Source organism: Marilutibacter spongiae, assembly GCF_014145325.1.
Taxonomy (GTDB): Bacteria; Pseudomonadota; Gammaproteobacteria; order Xanthomonadales; family Xanthomonadaceae; genus Marilutibacter; species Marilutibacter spongiae.
On the sequence record NZ_JACHTF010000007.1, the window covers coordinates 44,637 to 63,089 of the forward strand.

20 protein-coding genes are annotated in these 18,453 nt (G+C 69.5%); 10 read left to right on the plus strand and 10 right to left on the minus strand.

Going from position 1 to position 18,453, the window contains the following annotated elements:
* The first annotated feature begins 35 nt into the window (after positions 1 to 35).
* Positions 36 to 1,241 (plus strand): acetyl-CoA C-acyltransferase, encoded by a 1,206-nt coding sequence (locus H4F98_RS07850; RefSeq protein WP_182686507.1) that lies wholly within the window; start codon positions 36 to 38, stop codon positions 1,239 to 1,241.
* 87 nt (positions 1,242 to 1,328) lie between these two features.
* Here the strand turns inward: H4F98_RS07850 and H4F98_RS07855 are convergent, their stop codons facing one another.
* On the minus strand, positions 1,329 to 1,661 hold the full coding sequence (locus tag H4F98_RS07855) for a tRNA-binding protein (RefSeq protein WP_182686508.1): 333 nt from the start codon (positions 1,659 to 1,661) through the stop codon (positions 1,329 to 1,331).
* A gap of 17 nt (positions 1,662 to 1,678) precedes the next feature.
* Positions 1,679 to 2,968, minus strand: a complete 1,290-nt coding sequence (locus H4F98_RS07860) for an NAD(P)/FAD-dependent oxidoreductase (protein WP_343064747.1) — start codon at positions 2,966 to 2,968, stop codon at positions 1,679 to 1,681.
* Positions 2,969 to 3,013: 45 nt separating this feature from the next.
* Between H4F98_RS07860 and H4F98_RS07865 the strand changes: the two genes are divergently transcribed.
* A complete protein-coding gene (locus tag H4F98_RS07865; protein ID WP_182686510.1) occupies positions 3,014 to 3,451 on the plus strand; it encodes a hypothetical protein in 438 nt (145 codons plus the stop codon).
* Between the two features lie 42 nt (positions 3,452 to 3,493).
* Here the strand turns inward: H4F98_RS07865 and galU are convergent, their stop codons facing one another.
* From galU to cmk, 8 genes are all read right to left on the minus strand, one after another.
* Positions 3,494 to 4,408: a UTP--glucose-1-phosphate uridylyltransferase GalU gene (galU, locus tag H4F98_RS07870; protein ID WP_182686512.1), complete on the minus strand. Its 915-nt coding sequence runs from the start codon at positions 4,406 to 4,408 to the stop codon at positions 3,494 to 3,496.
* Positions 4,408 to 6,321 carry a polysaccharide biosynthesis protein gene (locus tag H4F98_RS07875; protein WP_182686514.1) on the minus strand — a complete coding sequence of 638 codons (1,914 nt, stop codon included), beginning with the start codon at positions 6,319 to 6,321 and terminating at the stop codon, positions 4,408 to 4,410. The genes galU and H4F98_RS07875 overlap by 1 nt, the downstream gene beginning before the upstream one ends.
* A 20-nt stretch (positions 6,322 to 6,341) precedes the next feature.
* Complete coding sequence (locus H4F98_RS07880; protein WP_425487580.1) at positions 6,342 to 7,331, minus strand: MraY family glycosyltransferase; 990 nt, start codon at positions 7,329 to 7,331, stop codon at positions 6,342 to 6,344.
* Complete coding sequence (gene lapB / locus H4F98_RS07885; protein WP_182686519.1) at positions 7,324 to 8,502, minus strand: lipopolysaccharide assembly protein LapB; 1,179 nt, start codon at positions 8,500 to 8,502, stop codon at positions 7,324 to 7,326. The genes H4F98_RS07880 and lapB overlap by 8 nt, the downstream gene beginning before the upstream one ends.
* 3 nt (positions 8,503 to 8,505) lie before the next feature.
* The gene (locus tag H4F98_RS07890; protein WP_182686520.1) at positions 8,506 to 8,799 is read right to left on the minus strand and encodes a lipopolysaccharide assembly protein LapA domain-containing protein; all 294 of its coding nucleotides are present in this window, start codon (positions 8,797 to 8,799) and stop codon (positions 8,506 to 8,508) included.
* Between the two features lie 160 nt (positions 8,800 to 8,959).
* A complete protein-coding gene (locus H4F98_RS07895) occupies positions 8,960 to 9,265 on the minus strand; it encodes an integration host factor subunit beta (RefSeq protein ID WP_182686522.1) in 306 nt (101 codons plus the stop codon).
* 152 nt (positions 9,266 to 9,417) lie between these two features.
* Positions 9,418 to 11,106 (minus strand): 30S ribosomal protein S1, encoded by a 1,689-nt coding sequence (gene rpsA / locus H4F98_RS07900; protein ID WP_182686524.1) that lies wholly within the window; start codon positions 11,104 to 11,106, stop codon positions 9,418 to 9,420.
* A 175-nt stretch (positions 11,107 to 11,281) separates the two neighbouring features.
* A complete protein-coding gene (gene cmk, locus H4F98_RS07905; RefSeq protein WP_182686525.1) occupies positions 11,282 to 11,950 on the minus strand; it encodes a (d)CMP kinase in 669 nt (222 codons plus the stop codon).
* A gap of 157 nt (positions 11,951 to 12,107) precedes the next feature.
* Here cmk and ykgO point away from each other — a divergent pair, with 157 nt between their 5' ends.
* The 8 genes from ykgO (at position 12,108) to H4F98_RS07945 (ending at position 18,365) form a co-directional block, all read left to right on the plus strand.
* On the plus strand, positions 12,108 to 12,233 hold the full coding sequence (ykgO, locus tag H4F98_RS07910) for a type B 50S ribosomal protein L36 (protein WP_029213509.1): 126 nt from the start codon (positions 12,108 to 12,110) through the stop codon (positions 12,231 to 12,233).
* Positions 12,234 to 12,420: 187 nt separating this feature from the next.
* Positions 12,421 to 12,753, plus strand: a complete 333-nt coding sequence (locus tag H4F98_RS07915; protein ID WP_182686704.1) for a hypothetical protein — start codon at positions 12,421 to 12,423, stop codon at positions 12,751 to 12,753.
* Positions 12,754 to 12,760: 7 nt separating this feature from the next.
* Positions 12,761 to 13,795: an agmatine deiminase family protein gene (locus H4F98_RS07920; protein ID WP_182686527.1), complete on the plus strand. Its 1,035-nt coding sequence runs from the start codon at positions 12,761 to 12,763 to the stop codon at positions 13,793 to 13,795.
* Between the two features lie 97 nt (positions 13,796 to 13,892).
* Entirely contained in the window at positions 13,893 to 14,777 is an 885-nt protein-coding gene (locus H4F98_RS07925; RefSeq protein WP_182686529.1) for a carbon-nitrogen hydrolase, read from the plus strand.
* 13 nt (positions 14,778 to 14,790) lie between these two features.
* Positions 14,791 to 15,360 (plus strand): GNAT family N-acetyltransferase, encoded by a 570-nt coding sequence (locus H4F98_RS07930; RefSeq protein ID WP_182686531.1) that lies wholly within the window; start codon positions 14,791 to 14,793, stop codon positions 15,358 to 15,360.
* A gap of 54 nt (positions 15,361 to 15,414) precedes the next feature.
* A complete protein-coding gene (locus H4F98_RS07935) occupies positions 15,415 to 16,029 on the plus strand; it encodes a TetR family transcriptional regulator C-terminal domain-containing protein (RefSeq protein ID WP_182686533.1) in 615 nt (204 codons plus the stop codon).
* A 33-nt stretch (positions 16,030 to 16,062) separates the two neighbouring features.
* Positions 16,063 to 16,989 (plus strand): alpha/beta hydrolase, encoded by a 927-nt coding sequence (locus H4F98_RS07940; protein WP_246372990.1) that lies wholly within the window; start codon positions 16,063 to 16,065, stop codon positions 16,987 to 16,989.
* A gap of 128 nt (positions 16,990 to 17,117) precedes the next feature.
* On the plus strand, positions 17,118 to 18,365 hold the full coding sequence (locus tag H4F98_RS07945; protein ID WP_246372992.1) for a TraB/GumN family protein: 1,248 nt from the start codon (positions 17,118 to 17,120) through the stop codon (positions 18,363 to 18,365).
* Positions 18,366 to 18,453 lie beyond the last annotated feature (88 nt).

The window sequence follows — 18,453 nt, forward strand, 5'->3', positions numbered from 1 at the left end:
ATCACCAATGACGAATCACGCTTTCGGAGAAAGCCATGAAACAAGTACAAGACGCCTACATCGTTGCCGCCACCCGTACCCCGGTCGGCAAGGCGCCGCGCGGCGTGTTCCGCAACACCCGGCCCGACGAGATGCTCGCGCACGTGCTGCGCAGCGTGGTCGCGCAGGCGCCGGGCATCGACACCAGCCGGATCGACGATGCGGTGATCGGCTGCGCCATGCCCGAGGGCGAGCAGGGCATGAACGTGGCGCGCATCGGCGTGCTGCTGGCGGGCCTGCCCAACACGGTGGCCGCCCAGACGATCAACCGCTTCTGCTCCTCCGGCCTGCAGGCGGTCGCCCTGGCCGCCAACGAGATCCGCCTGGGCAATGCCGACCTGATGCTGGCCGGCGGCACCGAGTCGATGTCGATGGTGCCCATGATGGGCAACAAGGTCGCGCTGAGTCCCGAGGTGTTCGCGCGCGACGAGAACGTCGCCATCGCCTACGGCATGGGCATCACCGCCGAGAAGGTCGCCGAGGAATGGAAGGTCTCGCGCGAGCAGCAGGATGCGTTCGCCCTCGCCTCGCACCAGAAGGCCATCGCCGCCATCGAGGCCGGCGAGTTCCGCGACGAGATCAGCCCCTACGAAGTGGTGTCGCACCAGCCCGACCTGGCCGGCAACACCGTTCGACTGCGCAAGCTGCTGGTCGAGAACGACGAGGGCCCGCGCCCGGATTCCTCCATGGAAGGCCTGGCCAGGTTGCGCCCGGTGTTCCGCAACGGCCAGTTCGGCGGCAGCGTCACCGCCGGCAACAGCTCGCAGATGAGCGATGGCGCCGGCGCGGTGCTGCTGGCCTCCGAGCAGGCCGTCAAGGACTACGGCCTGACCCCGCTGGCCCGCTTCGTCAGCTTCTCCGTCGCCGGCGTGCGCCCCGAGGTGATGGGCATCGGTCCGATCGCCGCGATCCCGAAGGCACTGGCGCAGGCAGGCCTCACCCGCGACCAGCTGGACTGGATCGAACTCAACGAAGCCTTCGCCGCGCAGGCCCTTGCCGTCATCCGCGACTGCGAGCTGGACCCCGGCAAGATCAACCCGCTGGGCGGCGCGATCGCCCTCGGGCATCCGCTGGGCGCGACCGGCGCGATCCGCACGGCGACGATCCTGCACGGCCTGCGCCGTCGCCAGCAGAAGTACGGCATGGTGACGATGTGCATCGGCACCGGCATGGGCGCGGCGGGCATCTTCGAATCGCTCTGAGCCACCCCGCCCGGCTGCAGCCGCCGGAACGCACGCGAAAACGGCGCCCATGGGCGCCGTTTTCGTTGCCGCCGGGACGGGCGGTCCTCAAGCCATGCGGGTACCGTTGGGCACCGCACGCTCGAGCGTTGTGAGCACGACGCCCGCCTCGGTCGGGAAGCCCGTCAGCAGGAACTCGGACATGAACCGGCCCACCTGCTTTGGGGGGAAGTTGAGCACGCCCACCACCTGCCGTCCCACGAGCGCTTCCGCCGCATAGAGGTCGCGCACCTGCGCGCTTGTCTTGAGCACGCCATGCGGTCCGAAGTCGACCCACAGGCGCCATGCCGGCTTGCGGGCCTCCGGGAAGTCCTCCACGCGCAGCACCGTGCCCGCGCACATCTGCACGCGCGCAAAATCCGCCCACTCGATCTTCGCCATTCCGGCTTCGTCCTGCGTCACGCCGTCGCCCTCCCTTCCCGCCACGCTTTCCATCCGTCGCGCGCCATGGCCCACCAGTAACTCGACTGGGCCGCGGCGAATCCCAGCGGCTTCATCGCCGACACCAGGCCGTAACCATCGAAGCGCCTCCAACGCGTGTCGCCTTCGGCTATGGCGCTGGCAAGCAGGTCCCCGGCATGGGTGCTCGGCGCGACGCCGTGCCCGCCGAACGCCTGCGCGAGCCACAGGCCCTCGCCAATGGCCCCGATCTGCGGCATCTGGTGGCGCGCGTAGCTCATGCGGCCGGACCATGCATGCTCGATCTCCACCCCGTCCAACTGCGGGAAGACCTTGAGCATGTCGCGGTACAGCAGTCGCCTGACGGCGCGCGGCGAGCGCTCGCGGATCGAGATCCGGCCCCCCCAGAGCAGGCGGGTGTCGGCGAGTGGGCGATAGTAGTCGAACGCGAAGCGGGTGTCGTAGACGGCCGCGCGCGTGGCCATCACCTCGTCCAGCCGATCCCCCAGGGGCGCGGTCGTCATGACATAGGTCGAGATGGGCAGCACGGCCGCGTCCACGTGGCGCACCAGGCCCGCCAGGTAGCCACCGCAGGCCAGTACGACCGTTTCGGCCTCGACGCTTCCCCCGGGGGTCTGCACACGCCAGCCCGCGCCCCGGCGCTGCAGGCCGATGGCCGGGGATGCCTCGTGGACGCAGGCGCCCCGCTCGACGGCCATGCGCGCCAGTCCATGCACGTACTTCAAGGGGTGGAAGTGGAACGCATCGCGTTCGAACAGGCCTTCGCCATAGCGCCTGGTCCTCAGCAGCGACGCCATCTCCTCGCGCGACAGCCATTCCCACGACACGCCATAGGCATCCGCGAGCAGGCGCTGGCGTTCGCGCAGGGGACCGGGATCGCGGAACCAGTTGGCCCAGATGACGCCGCTCTCGCTGAGCTCGCATTCGATGGCGCCCTGCCGGATGCGCCGCCGGATCAGCTCCACCGCCTCCCGCGTGCCCGCGTAGAGCTCGCGCGCCCGGACTGGCCCGAGGTCGGCAAGCAGGGTCGCTTCGTCCCGGGAATAGCCACCGAAGACGAAGCCGCCGTTTCGACCCGAAGCGCCGTGGCCAATGCGCCCGGCCTCCAGCAGCAGGACCCCGTCATGGCCGCGCTCCACCAGGCCGAGCGCCGTGTTGAGACCCGCGAAACCGCCGCCGATGACGCAGGTGCGCACCTCCCGCCGCCCCTCCAGGCTCGGATGCCGGTGGGACTGGAGCATTGGATCGGCGGCGTAATAGGTGTCCAATGGGGGCGACTCCCGGAGCGACCGGATGGCCGGCAAGCATAGGCGATGAAGACATTCGACACCCACCCCGCCGACCGGGCCTACCGCCGCCGACTGGCCTGGCTGTTGTCGATCGCCGCCTTGCTTGGCATGCCGATGCTGGCGTTCTTCGGGCACTGGCTCGGCGAGGTCGGCGAGTCCCTGCGACTGGCCTCGCCGCTGGAGCGCCGCCAGGGCCTGCGCGTCCTGCTTGCCGGCCTGGGCCTTGGCCTGGGCGCCGCGGCGACGGGCGTGGCCGCCGCGATCGGACGCAGGCGGCGCGACATCCTCGAGACCGCGACCCTGCCCCCGCCGCATTGGCGGACGATCCGCGACGTCAGGGTCCTGCGCGGTCCGCCCGCGCTGGCCTGGGGCCGGCGCCTGGGCTGGGCCCGCGACGCCGCCGCCACGATCGCGCTGGCCTCGCTGCTGGGATCGCTCTGGGCGCTGGCGCACTATGCCTGAGCCGGCGACCCGCACGACGGGCGCGAGCGCCGTCGGCGTGCGCTACTGGATCTCGCGAACGCCCAGTTCGTAGAGCGCGTCCTGCATCATCCGTGCCGCCGCGTCGCTGAGCTTCTCGTGGTCGAGCGCATAGCGGATCGTCGCTTCGATCAGCCCCAGGTGGGTACCGCAGTCGAAGCGCGTGCCCTTGAACCGGTACGCATTGACGGATTCCTCTTCCAGCAGCGCCGAGATGGCATCGGTCAACTGGATCTCGCCGCCCGAGCCGGGCGTGGTGGACTCAAGCAACTCGAAGATGCGGGGGGTCAATACATAGCGCCCGACGACGGCAAGCGTGCTGGGGGCATCCTCCGGCGCGGGCTTCTCGACCATCGCGGTGATACGCCCCTGGCGATCGGCGAAATCCTCGGTGGCGACGATACCGTAGCTTCCGGTCTGCGCCTGCGGCACGTCCTGCACCGCGATCGTGCTGGCGCCGCTGGCCTGCGCCGCGTCGGCCATCTGGCTCAGCGCGCCCGCGCCGCGATTCCAGATCAGGTCGTCGGGCAGCAGGACGGCGAAAGGCTCGTTGCCGATGACTTCCTTCGCGCACAGCACCGCGTGGCCGAGCCCCTTGGCCTCGGACTGGGTGACGAAGATCGCGGTGACGCCCTCGGGCAGCACATGCCGGACCAGCTCGAGCTGCTCGTGCTTGCCGGCCTTCTCCAGGCGCTGCTCCAGTTCATACGCCTTGTCGAAGTAGTCGGCGACCGCGTGCTTGTAGCGGTTGGTGATGAAGACCAGCGTGTCGCAACCCGCCTCGATGGCCTCGTCGACGGCGTACTGGATCAGCGGCCGGTCGATGATCGGCAGCATCTCCTTGGGAACGGTCTTGGTCGCGGGGAGGAATCGGGTACCCAGTCCGGCGACGGGGAATACGGCCTTGCGGATACGGCGTGCAGCGGGGGCTTGGGGCATCAAATCTTCCTGGCGTTGCGTGCGGGGAACGGTACGACCGTGGGACTGGGCAGCAGCGGATCCTCGGTGGCCTGTTCCGGAACGAAGTCCGGCACGGCCTCGCGGAGCAGGTCGGCGAGGCGTTCCACGTCGTAGGCCTGGGAGGCATCGCGCATGGCCGCGACCGCGTGGGCGATCTCCTTGGCGACGATCCGGCGCGGTTCGGCTTGGAGGATCTGCGGGTGCGCGGTGGGTCGGTAGCGCTCGTCGGCATGGAACAGGGTCTCGTGGAGCTTCTCGCCTGGACGCAGCCCGGTGTAGACCACGGCGACGTCGCGACCCGGTTGCTTGCCGGCCAGGCGGATCATCTGCTCCGCGAGCAGGCGGATCGGCACGGCCTCGCCCATGTCGAGGGTATAGATCGCCTCGTGGGTGCCGATCGCCGAGGCCTGGAGGATCAGCTGGCAGGCCTCGGGGATGGTCATGAAGTAGCGGGTCACGTCGGGGTCGGTCACGGTGACCGGGCCGCCCCGGCGGATCTGTTCGCGGAACAGCGGCACCACGCTGCCCGCCGAATCGAGCACGTTGCCGAAGCGGACGGTGACGAAACGCGTGTTCCGCTCCAGGGCCAGCGACTGGCACATCATTTCGGCCAGGCGCTTGGTCGCGCCCAGCACGTTCACCGGGTCGACCGCCTTGTCGGTGGAAATAAGGACGAAGGTGCCCACGCCCGCGTCGCGGCAGGCCGAGGCCACGGTCGTGGTCGCCAGGACGTTGTTGCGCACCGCCTCGCGGAGCTGCGTCTCCAGCAGGGGCACCTGCTTGTAGGCCGCGGCATGGAACGCCGCCTCCGGTTCGGACAGGCGCAGCGCGTGCGCGATGACGGCGGGGTCGCCGCAGTCGCCGAGCACCGAGATGTACTCCAGGTCCGGGAAGTCGCGCTTGAGCGCGGCCTCGGTCGTGGTCAGCGCCAGTTCGTCGATCTCGACCAGCGCGATGCGCCGCGCGCCGTGGCGTGCGCACTGCCGGCACAGCTCGGAACCGATCGAGCCGCCGGCGCCGGTCACGAGCACCGAGCGCGCACCCAGCCAGTGGCGGATGGCCTTCCAGTCGGGCAGCACCGGCTTGCGGCCGAGCAGGTCCTCGATCGCGACCTCCTTCAGTTCGCCCGGCAGCGAGCGCCCTTCCAGGACATCGGACAGCTTGGGCACCATCCGGAACGGCAGCCCGGTCCGCTCGCAGGCGATGACCACGCGCTGCAGGGCGGTGGCATCGGCCGAAGGCATGGCGATGACCAGCAGCTTGGCCGCGGTCTCCCGCGCGATTTCGGCGACATCGCTGACCTTGCCCAGGACCGGGACGCCCTGGACCTTGGTGCCGCGCATGCGCGCGGCGTCGTCCAGGAAGCCGACAGGCTGGTAGGTGCCCAGGCGGCGCAGGTCGCGGACCAGTGCCTCGCCCGCGTGCCCGGCGCCCAGGATCAGGATGCGTACCGAGGCCGCCGCGCTGCGCTCGGTGGAGCTGTCCTTCCACGCGCGATAGAGCAGCCTGGGGGCGCCCAGCAAGGCCATCAGGCTGAGCGGATACAGGACCAGCACGGTCCGCGACACCAGGTCCAGGCGGTTATAGAGGAACAGGCCCAGTGCGATCGCGAACAGGCCCAGCGCGCAGGCCTTGAAGATGTTCCAAAGGTCCGGGACGCTGGCGAAGCGCCAGAGGCCGCGATACAGGCCGACCTGCCAGAACACCAGCCCCTGCGCGGCGAGCACCAGCGCGATCTCGGTCGACCACAGGGGCATTTCCGGCGGATTGGGGAGGATGCCGAACCGCAGGCGGTGCAGTCCCTCCCACACCAGCCAGACCATGATCAGGTCGTGCGCCACCACCGCCACCCGGGGGGCGATCGCGCTCAATCGGTCGCGCCATGCACTCATTGGACTCGTATATCTCCTTATCAAGGCCGGGCGTGCCGGTCTCCATCGCGCTCGATGCCTTGCAGCCACAGCCACAAAACCGCGGCGGACGTATACCACGCGAGCAGGCTAAATGACATGAAGGACCCGGACGCATCGCGGCAATACCAGGCCACCGCGAGCCCCGCCGCGGCCACTACGCCATAGGCCATGGTGACGGGCACGTGGCCGAACCGGCGTGCCGCGACCTGGTAGGCATGCTGGACATGCGGTGTCCACCAGCGCTCGCCCCGCAGCATCCGCCGCGACAGCGTCAGCCCGGCGTCGACGAGGAAGGGCGCCAGCGGCAACAGCAGCCAGGCGGCCCCGTGGGCCCCGGTCGTCGCCACCGCCAGGGCGAGCAACGCGCCGATCGCGAAACCGAGCGCACCGCTGCCGACGTCGCCCATGAAGATTCTCGCCCGCGGGAAGTTGAACGGCAGGAAGCCCATGCAGGCGGCGACCAGGGCCATCGCCAGCGCATCGTGGGGACCGGCCAGGAACGGCAGGCAGGCCAGCACGACGATCACGGCCTGGGTGGCCGCGATGCCATCGATGCCATCCATGAAGTTCCAGATGTTGGTCAGGACCAGCGGGGCCAGGAAGCCCACCGCGACCGCCATCGCGCCGGCGCCCTCGCGCGCCAGCACCGCCGCGAAGACCGCTGCCGCGAGGGCATGGACCCCCAAACGCAGCCAGGGGGACAGCGGGCGATGGTCGTCCACCCAGCCCACCGCAGCGACGAGCCCCGTGCCCAGCCCGAACGCCAGCAGGATGGGCGACGGCCCCCGGATCGCCAGGAAGAGGGCCGCGAGGACCGTGCCGGCCACGATCGCGATGCCGCCGCCCCGGGGCGTGGGCACGCTGTGGCTTCGCCGCTCGCCGGGCGCGTCGAGCAGGCGCCGCCCGAGGGCGTAGCGACGCGCGGCCCAGGTGCCGATGGCACCCAGGCAGAAGAACACGGACAGCCAGAGGTACGGGCCGTCAGACAACGGCATAGTTCAGCAGCGGCTTGACCGAACCCCATTCCTTGCAGCTGGGGCATTGCCAGTGGTGGCTGCGGGCACCGAATCCGCAGCGGCTGCAGCGGTAGCTGGGATTGCGCACCAGCAACTGGTCGGTGATGTGCTTGAGGTCGTGCAGGGTCGCCAGTGGGTCGGCGCTCTCGGCCAGCGTCAGGTCGATCAGGGCCGCCTCGCCGCGCACCGACGGCCGGTCCTTGAGCTGGCGGGCGAGGTAGGCGCGCGCCGCGGCCACGCCCTCTTCGGCCTCGACCATGCGCGTCAGCGCCAGCACCGGGGCGATGCCGCGGTAGTGTTCGCACATTTCCGCCAGGAAGGTCCGCGCGCCGGTCGTCTCACCGGTGTTGGCATAGCAGGCCAGCAACGCCGGCAGGACTTCGGGCAGGTAGTCCGGGTCGGCACGGGCCACGCGTTCGAAGGCCCGGATCGCACTGGCATCGCGCCCCGCCTCGACCTCGATGCGGCCTTCGATCATGCCCGCGCGCACCGAGTTGGCATCGGCCTCGTAGGCCCGGGCGACCGCGGCGCGCGCGGCCTCGACGTCGCCGGCGGCGCGGTGGCGCTCGGCGAGTTCGCACTCGAACTGGGCGATCAGCTTGCCCATCGGCTCGTCGGTGGCCGCCTCGTAGCGACGCGCATTCTCGATCGCCTTGTCCCAATCGCGCTCGGACTGGTAGATGCCGATCAGGTGCCGCAGCGCCAGCGGCGCGCGCATGTCGAGCGCGACCAGGTCGCTGAACACGGTTTCCGCGCGGTCCAGCAGTCCCGAGCGCATGTAGTCCTCGCCCAGGGCCAGCAGGGCCTGCACCTTCTGCGCGTCGCTGAGGCCGGGGCGCTGCACCAGGGCCTGGTGCAGGCGGATGGCGCGATCGACCTCGCCGCGGCGGCGGAACAGGTGGCCCAGGGCGACCTGGGTCTCGAAGGTGTCCTTGTCGAGTTCGGCGATATGCAGGAACAGTTCGATCGCCTTGTCGGGCTGTTCGTTGAGCAGGTAGTTCAGGCCGCGGAAATACGTCGTGGACAGTCGGCTGACCTGGGTGCTGCTGTGGCGCTCGCCCCCACGCCGCCCGATGATCCAGCCGCTGACGGCCGCGACCGGCAACAGCAGGAAAAACCAGAACCATTCGCTGATGAAGGCCACGGCTCAGCGCCCTCCCTGGTCACCGGGAACCACCGGCTGCGGCGCGGTCGCTGCCCGGGGAACCGTTTGTCGCTCGAGCCTGCCGAGGCGGCGGCGCAAGGGGAGCACGACGCTGGCGGCGATCGCCAGCCCGCCCAGCAGCACGCCGGACAGCAAGGACACGATCAGGGCCACGCCCAGGGTGGTCGTCACCCGGGCCACGGCGAAGTCGATGTCGACCAGGTCCCGATTCAACGCCCCGAGGATGGCACCCACCGCAAGACAGACGAAAGCGATGATCAGGCGAATCAGGCGCATGGTGGCCTCGTGGTGCAATGGGGGTGGCACTAGCTTACCGGTGATCCCGGTACTCCAGAAGCCATTGAGGCATTCAATCGCGTCGCGAATGCGACACGGGACCCGTTCGGTCGAGGCGAGGAAGTGGTACTGCACCGACCAGCGAGGTCGGACGACGGACTCAGCCCGCGGTGTCGCCCTGCGGCATCACGTCGCTGACGCGCTCGCGCAGCTCCTTGCCGGGCTTGAAATGGGGCACGTGCTTGCCGGGCAGCGCGACCGACTCGCCGGTCTTCGGGTTGCGACCCATGCGCGGCGGCCGGTAGTGCAGGGAAAAACTGCCGAAGCCGCGGATCTCGATGCGGTCGCCGGTGGCCAGCGAGCTGCTCATCATCTCCAGCAAGGCCTTGACCGCCAGATCCACGTCATCGCTCTTCAGGTGCGCCTGACGTTGCGAAAGGATCTCGATCAGTTCGGACTTGGTCATGGGTGGGACGGGTCGCTCGCGTTGATAACTGGATTGAACGATCGCCAGGGGCGACCGTCATCCGGCATCGCCCCCCTGGACGAGTCCGGCACCTCAGTCAGGGCGGCCCGGCCATCGACCGGGCCGCCCTGGGTACTGCGGTTTGCTTCGACTTACTCGGACTTGCCGCCCAGCTGCTCGCGCAGCAGCGCGCCCAGCTTGGTGGTGCCGCTGGCGGCGTCGGCATTGGCGCGGTTGTAGTCGGCCACGGCCTCCTGCATCTCCGCGGCGTCCTTGGCCTTGATCGACAGCTGCATCACGCGGCCCTTGCGGTCCATGCCGATGAAGCGCGCTTCGATCGGATCGCCGGCCTTGAGGTGCTTGGTGGCGTCGTCGACGCGCTCTTCCGAGATGTCGCGGGCGGCGATGTAGCCTTCCACGCCGTCGCTCAGCTCGATCACGGCGCCCTTGGCGTCGACTTCCTTGACGGTGCCGCTCAGCATCGAGCCCTTGGCGTTGGACGCCATGAACTGGCCCAGCGGATCCTGTTCCATCTGCTTCAGGCCCAGGCTGATGCGCTCGCGCTCCGGATCGACCGCAAGGACGACGGCTTCGAGCGTGTCGCCCTTCTTGAAGTTGCGGACCACGTCCTCGCCGGTGGTGTTCCAGCTGATGTCGGACAGGTGGACCAGGCCGTCGATGCCGCCGTCCAGGCCGATGAAGATGCCGAAGTCGGTGATCGACTTGACCTGGCCCTCGACCTTGTCGCCCTTCTTGTGGATGACCGCGAAGGTCTCCCACGGGTTGGAGCTTACCTGCTTCATGCCCAGCGAGATGCGGCGGCGCTCCTCGTCCACGTCCAGGACCATCACCTCGACGTCGTCGCCCACCTGGACGATCTTCGACGGGTTGACGTTCTTGTTGGTCCAGTCCATCTCGGAGACGTGCACCAGGCCCTCGACGCCCGGCTCGATCTCGACGAACGCACCGTAATCGGTGACGTTGGAGACCTTGCCGAAGACGCGGGTCTGCGACGGGTAGCGGCGCGAGATGTTGTCCCACGGATCCTCGCCCAGCTGCTTCAGGCCCAGGCTGACGCGGTTGCGCTCGCGGTCGTACTTGAGCACGCGCACTTCCAGCTCCTGGCCGACCTCGACCACCTCGGACGGATGGCGCACGCGCTTCCAGGCCATGTCGGTGATGTGCAGCAGGCCATCGATGCCGCCCAGGTCGACGAACGCGCCGTAGTCGGTCAGGTTCTTGACGACGCCCTTCAGGACGGCGCCCTCGACCAGCTTCTCCATCAGCTGTTCGCGCTCGGCGCTGTACTCGCTCTCGACCACCGCACGGCGGGAGACGACGATGTTGTTGCGCTTGCGGTCCAGCTTGATCAGCTTGAACTCCAGCTCCTTGCCTTCCAGGTACGCGGAATCGCGGACCGGGCGCACGTCGACCAGCGAGCCGGGCAGGAAGCCGCGGACGTCCTTGATGTCGACGGTGAAGCCGCCCTTCACCTTGCCGCTGATGCGGCCGGTGATGGTGTCGTTGTTCTCGAGCGCCTGCTCGAGCTCGTCCCACACCATCGCGCGCTTGGCCTTCTCGCGCGACAGCACGGTCTCGCCGAAGCCGTTCTCGATGGAGTCGAGGGCGACCTTGACTTCGTCGCCTTCGGCGACGTCGATCTCGCCGGCGTCGTTACGGAACTGCTCGATCGGCACGATGCCTTCGGACTTCAGGCCGGCGTTGATCACGACCACGTCGCCACGGACCTCGACGACGGTACCGGTGACGATGGCGCCCGGCTTCAGCTTCGCCAGGTTCTGCTGGCTCTGCTCGAACAGTTCTGCAAATGATTCGGTCATTGTTTGGATACTCGGTTGAACACACGGGCCGGGGGCGTGCTTGACGAGGCACTCGATGCCGCCGACCCACCCGTTGAGATATGGCGCGATGCGGCTACGCCACGTGCATGGATTGATCCGCCGCGGGATTGCGGCGGGGCTGGTTGCCTGCGGCGGGATGCCGGCCCCGGGGCCCTCAGCGGGCCACCTGCGCCAACACCTGCTCGACGACTTCCGGGATGCTCAGGCCGGTGGTATCGATGCGGACGGCGTCTTCGGCCGGCCTCAGCGGAGCCACCGCGCGCTGGGCGTCGCGGGCGTCGCGGGCGAGAATCTCCCGCAGCAGACCGTCCAATGTAACCGAAACCCCCTTGTCATTCAACTGCTTATAGCGCCTTTGCGCCCGTTCGTCGGCGCTGGCGGTCATGAACACCTTGAACGGGGCGTCCGGGAAGATCACCGTCCCCATGTCGCGGCCGTCGGCGACCAGGCCCGGCGGCTGGCGAAATGCGCGCTGACGGTCCTTCAGCGCGGCCCGCACCTCTGGGATCGCGGCGATCGCCGAAGCCGCCGCGCCGGCGGTCTCGGTGCGCAGTTCCCCGGTGGCATCGACGTCGTTGACCAGCACCCGCAGCTCGTCGCCGTCGTCGCGGAAGCCGATCCGGGTATCGAAGGTGCAGCGCACCAGGGCGCCATGGTCGTCGAGGTCGATGTCGGCCCAGCCGGCCGCGAGCCCGATGGCCCGGTAAAGGGCCCCCGAGTCCAGGTAGTGCCAGCCCAGGCGCTGGGCGACGAGTCGGCTGATGGTGCCCTTCCCGGAACCGGAAGGGCCGTCGATGGTCAGTACGGGGGTGTCGGTCGTCATGCGGGCATTATGTCCGCTCGCCGCGCCGTCGCCAGCCCGGCCACGCCCTCGGGCGGGTGCGGCGCATGAACCGTCGCCCACAAACACTTGATCGCCAAAGAAATAGCCTGCATAATTGGCGGCTTGATTCTCTTAACCCCGTTTGCCGAGGTCTGTCATGAAGGTCCTGTCCTCCCTGAAGTCGGCGAAGTCCCGTCACCGCGACTGCAAAGTCGTCCGCCGTCGTGGCAAGGTCTTCGTGATTTGCAAGTCGAACCCCCGTTTCAAGGCGCGCCAGCGCTGAGTCCGGGTTCGGCACTGCCGTAACGGAAAGGCCGCCGGAAGGCGGCTTTTCTGCGTCTGGGGCCCCTGGCCCGCCTGGCGTGCCACGGCCTGGGCCCGCTGCGTTCGCGTTCCGTGACGGCGACCCGCTGCCCGCCGGCGGCCCGTTGTGCATACAATCCAGCAATTCCATGCGAGGTATCGCCACGATGACGCTCTTCCGCAGCAAGCTGGCCGCCCTGTCGGTCCTGATCGCCCTGTCCGGTGCCGCTTCGGCCGAAACCCTCCTCATCGAGCGCGTGCAGGAAACCGCCAACGCGGCGCTGCCGGCCCGCGGCATGACCATGGCCCAGGTCGAGGCCAAGTACGGCGCGCCGAGCGAGCGCATGGATCCGCGTGGCGGCCAGAAGCGCCAGTGGCCGACGATCAACCGCTGGGTCTACCCCGCCTTCACCGTCTATTTCGAGAAGAGCCGCGTCATCGACGCCGTGGCCAACCAGGCCAGCGCCGACGAGATCGGCCCCAAGCCCCCGATCAACTGAGCCATCGATGCCCCGTAACGCGTTGCGCTTCCCCGCGGAGTGGGAACCCCAGTCCGCCGTCCTGATCGCCTGGCCGCATGCCGATACCGACTGGGCCGGGCGCCTCGACGGGGTCGAGGACACCTATATCGCCCTGGTCGCGGCGATCACCCGCTTCCAGCCCGTGGTGGCGTGCGTGGCCGATGCGGACGTCGAGGCCTACGCACGGGCCCGGCTCTCGTCGGCGCGCGTGGACATGGACCGCGTGCGCTTCATCGAGGCCGGTTACGACGACACCTGGCTGCGCGACTCGGGACCGATCACCCTGCGTGGCCCGGACGGTTACCGCCTGCTGGACTTCCGCTTCACCGGCTGGGGCGGCAAGTTCGAGGCCAGCCGCGACGATGCGCTGGTGGGCACGCTGGAAAACCTCCAGCTGTTCGCGAACAGTGAGCGGCAAGAGATTGATTTCGAACTAGAAGGTGGTGCCATCGACACCGATGGCGCCGGCACGCTGCTGACCACCTGGACCTGCCTGCACGAGCGCCATCCCGAGCTGGACCGGGACACCCTGGGCGAACGCCTGGCCACCTGGCTCAGGCAGGATCGCGTGCTGTGGCTGGACCACGGCTACCTGGAGGGCGACGATACCGACGCCCACGTGGACACCCTCGCCCGCTTCGCCGCGCCCGATGCCATCGTCTACCAGGCCTGCGACGACCCCGACGACAGCCACCATGCCGAACTCGCGGCAATGGCGCACGAGCTGGCCGCGCTGCGGACCGCCGACGGCCATCCCTACCGCCTGTTCCCCCTGCCCTGGGCCCGCCCGGTGATCGACGAAGGTCGCCGCCTGGCCGCGAGCTATGCCAACTTCCTGATCATCAACGGCGCGGTGCTGATGCCGGCCTACGGCGACGAGGCCGACGCGGCCGCGGCGGAGGTGCTGGCGCGCGCGTTCCCGGACCGCGAGATCGTCCCGGTGCCCTGCCGCCCGCTGATCTGGCAGAACGGCAGCCTGCATTGCATCACCATGCAGTTGCCGGAAGGCGTGCTGGGCTGAGCCCGGCAATCCTGCCCCGAACCTCCCCCCGTTGGCGCCCCTGGCGCGCGTCGCTCCCGACCACGGGGCCTGCACCCCGTATGCATACAATGCCGGCATGAAGACCAAGACCCTGCCCGTTGCCCTCATCCAGGAAAAGAACCACGGCGGCGCCGGGGAGAACCTCGCCGTCATCGAGGATCGCGTGGCCGAAGCCGCCCGCTCGGGCGCCCGGCTCGTGCTCCTGCAGGAGCTCCACAACGGACCGTACTTCTGCCAGCACGAATCGGTGGACGAGTTCGACCTCGCCGAGCGCATCCCGGGGCCCAGCACCGAACGCCTGGGCGCCCTGGCCCGGGCACATGGCGTGGTCCTGGTCAGTTCGCTTTTCGAGAAGCGCGCCGCCGGCCTTTACCACAACACCGCGGTGGTCTATGAGACCGACGGCCGGATCGCCGGCAAGTACCGCAAGATGCACATCCCGGACGATCCCGGGTTCTACGAGAAGTTCTATTTCACGCCCGGCGACCTGGGTTTCGAGCCGATCGACACGTCCGTCGGTCGCCTGGGCGTGCTGGTCTGCTGGGACCAGTGGTATCCCGAAGGCGCGCGCCTGATGGCGCTGGCGGGCGCGGAGTTGCTGCTCTACCCCACCGCGATCGGCTGGGACCCGGACGACGCGCAGGACGAGAAGCACCGCCAGCGCGATGCCTGGGTGCTTAGCCACCGGGGCCACGCGGTCGCCAATGGCCTGCCGGTGCTCAGCTGCAACCGGGTCGGCCACGAGGCTTCGCCGCTGGCCGCGTCGGGCATCGACTTCTGGGGCAACAGCCACGTGCTCGGGCCGCAGGGCGAGTTCCTGGCCGAGGCCGGCACCGATCCCACGATCCTGATGGCCGAGGTGGACATGCAGCGCAGCGAACACGTCCGCCGTATCTGGCCCTTCCTGCGCGATCGCCGGATCGACGCCTACGGCGACCTGCTCAAGCGTTACCGCGACTGAGGCAACGGGCCCGATGCCCCCGTCCACCGACACCCACCCGCGCGTGCGGGCCGCGACCGAGGCCGACCTGCCCGCGATCACCGCGTTGTATGCGCAGGAGGTCCGCGAGCGGGTGGCCACCTACGAATACGAGGTCCCAAGCCTGGAGGACATGCACTCGCGATGGCGCCGGCTGGTGGACCACGGGTTTCCCTACCTGGTCGCGGAAGCCGCGGACGGCTTCGCGGGCTACGCCTACGCGGGGCCGTATCGCAGTCGCATCGGTTACCAGTGGACGGTCGAGAACGCGATCTACATCGATCCCGGCCAGCAGGGGCGCGGCGTGGGCCGGGCATTGCTCCAGGCCCTGATCGACGCCTGCGAGGCACAGGGCTTCCGGCAGATGGTCGCGGTGATCGGCGACGGCAGCAACGCCGCTTCGGTCCGCCTGCACGAGCGCCTGGGCTTCAGCACCGTCGGCGTCTACCGGGGCCTGGGCCGCAAGCACGGGCGCTGGCTGGACACCGTGCAGATGCAACGCGCGCTCGGCGCGGGCGATGCAAGCGCGCCCCCGGGTCCCGCCGTGCCCCACTGGCCGGGTTGACCCCCCGACAGGCGGTGCTTGCACGTTTTTGAACGACCGTGCTATTTTTTCTGCGTGAATGCACTGACCGCTACCTCCAAGGGCGTCGCCACCCGCGACAGCATCATCGACCGCGCCTACGGCATTGCCTGCGCGGGCGGCCTGGAAAGCCTCTCGATCGGTCCGCTGGCGCAGGCGGTGGGCATGTCCAAGAGCGGCGTGTTCGCCCATTTCGGTTCGCGCGAAGACCTGCAACTGGCCGTCCTGGACAATGCCGCCGCGCGCTTCTTCGACGCCGTCCTGGTGCCTGCGCTGAAGGCCGAGCGGGGCCTGGACCGGCTGCGAGCGATCATGGAAGGCTGGTTCGACTGGGTCCGCCAGAACGAAGGCGGCTGCCTGCTGGTGGCGGCGGTCAGCGAGTACGACGACCGCCCGGGCGCCCTGCGCGACCGGGTCGTGGCCCAGCAACGGCGCCGGCGGCAGGACATCGCCCGCGCCGCAGGCCATGCGATCGAGCGCGGGCAGCTGGATCCGGCCACCGATCCCATGCAGCTGTCCTTCGAGCTCTACTGCCTGGCCCTCGGCGTCCACCACGATGCCGGCCTCTTCGGGTATCCCGACAGCCTCGCGCGCGGCCTGGCGGGCCTCGACCGCCTGCTGCAGCGCCACGCGCCGACCTCCCCCTCCTGACCTGAGCCGACCTCCCCCACGAGGATGACCGTCATGCCCCGCCCTCCGTCAAAAATTAGCACGACCGTTCGAACTAACCTGCAACTGGCTATCCTGCGCATGGGATTCCGCGTGGCCAGCGCCTTCGCGCCGGACGCGGCCGCGGTTCGCGCGGGGCGGCTGTTCGGCACGCCGATGCGGAGCTCGCACGCGCGAGCCCGCCAGGCACCGCGCCATGGCGCCCGCGAACGCCGTATCGAGGTCGGCGACCATCACGTCCAGGCCTACGTCTGGGGCGATCCCGCCACGCAGCCCTATGTACTGTTCTCCCACGGCTGGTCCAGCCATGGCACCCGGATCGCGAGCTGGCTGCCCGGGCTGCGCGGAGCCGGCCTGGCGGTCGTCGCCTTCGACCAGTACGCGCACGGGCTCAGCCCGGGCGACTTCGCCACCCTCCCCAGTTTCGTCGAGCACCTGCTCGCGGTCGGGGCGCACTTCGGGCCGCCGCGCGTGCTCCTTGGACACTCGCTCGGTGGCGCGGCAGCGGTCCTGGCGATGCAACGCGGGCTCCGCGCCGATCGCGTGGTGCTGGTCGCGCCGGCCGCCGACCCGATCGACGCCGGCCTGCGCTTCGCCGGCATGATCGGCCTGGCCCGCCATGCCTGCCTGCGCATGATGCGCGGCTTCGAACGTCGATACGGCATCAAGTTCGCCGGCATGCAGGCCCACCGCGTCGTACCGGCCCTGGGGTGCCCGGCGCTGGTGGTGCACGACCTGCGCGACCGCGAGGTGCCCTGGTGCGAAGGCGAGCGCTACGCCCGCCACTGGCCGCGGGCGCGGCTGCTCAGCACCGAGGGGCTGGGCCATCATCGGATCATGGACGACGCGGGCGTCATCGACGCCGCCTGCGCTTTCGTACAGGGTCGGCCTGTCGGCGAGCGCGTGGTGTCCAGCCCCAATCTCCCGTTCGGTTTGGCCTGAACCGCCCGAATCGCGACATCGATCGTGCCGAAGTGCCGCCGGGAACACGCCACGCCGGCTTGTCTGCTTCATCATGGCCCCAATATCGACGGATCGGCCCGGCCGAACGTCCCGCCATGAGAGCCACGATGACCGATACCCCCGCCACCGTCCCCACCGCCGACGCGCCGCACTGGCGCGACCAGCCGCACGAGGTCGTCGAACGCGATGGCGTCCGCTACACCCTGCTCGGGACGGCCCATGTCTCCCAGGCCAGCGTCGACGCGGTGCGCGACGCCATCGGCAGCGGCGAGTTCGACACCGTGGCGGTCGAACTGGACCCCCAGCGCCTGCAGGCACTGACCGATCCCGACGCCCTGGCACGATTGGACCTGGTGGAGGTCATCCGCAGTGGCCGTACCGCGCTGTTCGCCGCCAACCTCGCGCTGGCGGCCTACCAGCGACGGCTGGCCGAACAACTGGGCGTGCAGCCGGGCGCGGAACTCAAGCGCGCCGTGCTCGAGGCGCGCCATCGCGAACTGCCGGTGCACCTGATCGACCGCGAAGTCGGGCTGACCTTCAAGCGCGCTTCCGCCCAGCTCGGCTTCTGGGGGCGGGCGAAACTGGCCGGCGGCCTGCTCGCCGGTCTGCTGGTCGACGAGCCCGTGGCCGAGGACGACATCGAGAAGCTCAAGACCGGCGACATGCTGGAGTCCAGTTTCAGCGAGTTCGCCAGCGACACGCCGGCGCTCTACGACACGATCATCGACGAACGCGACCGCTACATGGCCGCGCGCCTGCGCGAGAGCACGGCCAGCGACGCTGGCGCGGGCCCCGCCCCGCGCGAGGTGCTGGCCGTGGTCGGCGCCGGCCACCTGCGCGGCATGGCCGGCTACCTGCGCGAGGAAGACCGCCCGGCCACGGCCATCCGCGACGAGCTGGAGGCCCTGCCGAAGAAGAGCGACGTTCCGTGGTTCACGATCATCCTGACCACCTTCGTCCTGGGCGGCTTCGCCTGGGGCTTCTGGCAGGGCGGCATCGACGTCGGCTCCGACCTGCTGCTGCAATGGGTGCTGGCCACTGGACTGTTGGGCGCTCTGGGCTGCGCGATCGCCGGCGGGCATCCCCTCAGCATCCTGGTCGCGTTCGTCGCCTCGCCGATCACGCCCCTGCACCCGGCGCTGGCATCGGGGACGCTCAGCGCGCTCACCGAAGCCTGGCTGCGCAAGCCCACCTATGCCGACTTCATGGCCCTGCGCGAGGACGTCGGCACCCTCAAGGGCTGGTGGCGGAACCGCGTGGCCCGGGTGCTGCTGAACTTCTTCCTGACCAGCCTGGGCACCGCCATCGGAGTCTGGACCGGCGGTTTGAGGATGCTGGGCAAACTGGTGGGCTGATGCCCTCGACCGCGCGCACCGAAGGCGTCGTGGCAGGGATCGGCCACCGGACACGGAAAAAAGAAGGGCGCCACCGAGGGAGCGCCCT

Excerpts from the sequence above, each read along its gene's own strand:
- H4F98_RS07850 (WP_182686507.1), top strand. The coding sequence starts at position 36 with ATGAAACAAGTACAAGACGCCTACATCGTTGCCGCCACCCGTACCCCG.
- H4F98_RS07855 (WP_182686508.1), bottom strand. The coding sequence starts at position 1,661 with ATGGCGAAGATCGAGTGGGCGGATTTTGCGCGCGTGCAGATGTGCGCG.
- H4F98_RS07865 (WP_182686510.1), top strand. The coding sequence starts at position 3,014 with ATGAAGACATTCGACACCCACCCCGCCGACCGGGCCTACCGCCGCCGA.
- galU (WP_182686512.1), bottom strand. The coding sequence starts at position 4,408 with ATGCCCCAAGCCCCCGCTGCACGCCGTATCCGCAAGGCCGTATTCCCC.
- H4F98_RS07875 (WP_182686514.1), bottom strand. The coding sequence starts at position 6,321 with ATGAGTGCATGGCGCGACCGATTGAGCGCGATCGCCCCCCGGGTGGCG.
- H4F98_RS07890 (WP_182686520.1), bottom strand. The coding sequence starts at position 8,799 with ATGCGCCTGATTCGCCTGATCATCGCTTTCGTCTGTCTTGCGGTGGGT.
- H4F98_RS07895 (WP_182686522.1), bottom strand. The coding sequence starts at position 9,265 with ATGACCAAGTCCGAACTGATCGAGATCCTTTCGCAACGTCAGGCGCAC.
- rpsA (WP_182686524.1), bottom strand. The coding sequence starts at position 11,106 with ATGACCGAATCATTTGCAGAACTGTTCGAGCAGAGCCAGCAGAACCTG.
- cmk (WP_182686525.1), bottom strand. The coding sequence starts at position 11,950 with ATGACGACCGACACCCCCGTACTGACCATCGACGGCCCTTCCGGTTCC.
- ykgO (WP_029213509.1), top strand. The coding sequence starts at position 12,108 with ATGAAGGTCCTGTCCTCCCTGAAGTCGGCGAAGTCCCGTCACCGCGAC.
- H4F98_RS07915 (WP_182686704.1), top strand. The coding sequence starts at position 12,421 with ATGACGCTCTTCCGCAGCAAGCTGGCCGCCCTGTCGGTCCTGATCGCC.
- H4F98_RS07920 (WP_182686527.1), top strand. The coding sequence starts at position 12,761 with ATGCCCCGTAACGCGTTGCGCTTCCCCGCGGAGTGGGAACCCCAGTCC.
- H4F98_RS07925 (WP_182686529.1), top strand. The coding sequence starts at position 13,893 with ATGAAGACCAAGACCCTGCCCGTTGCCCTCATCCAGGAAAAGAACCAC.
- H4F98_RS07930 (WP_182686531.1), top strand. The coding sequence starts at position 14,791 with ATGCCCCCGTCCACCGACACCCACCCGCGCGTGCGGGCCGCGACCGAG.
- H4F98_RS07940 (WP_246372990.1), top strand. The coding sequence starts at position 16,063 with ATGCCCCGCCCTCCGTCAAAAATTAGCACGACCGTTCGAACTAACCTG.
- H4F98_RS07945 (WP_246372992.1), top strand. The coding sequence starts at position 17,118 with ATGACCGATACCCCCGCCACCGTCCCCACCGCCGACGCGCCGCACTGG.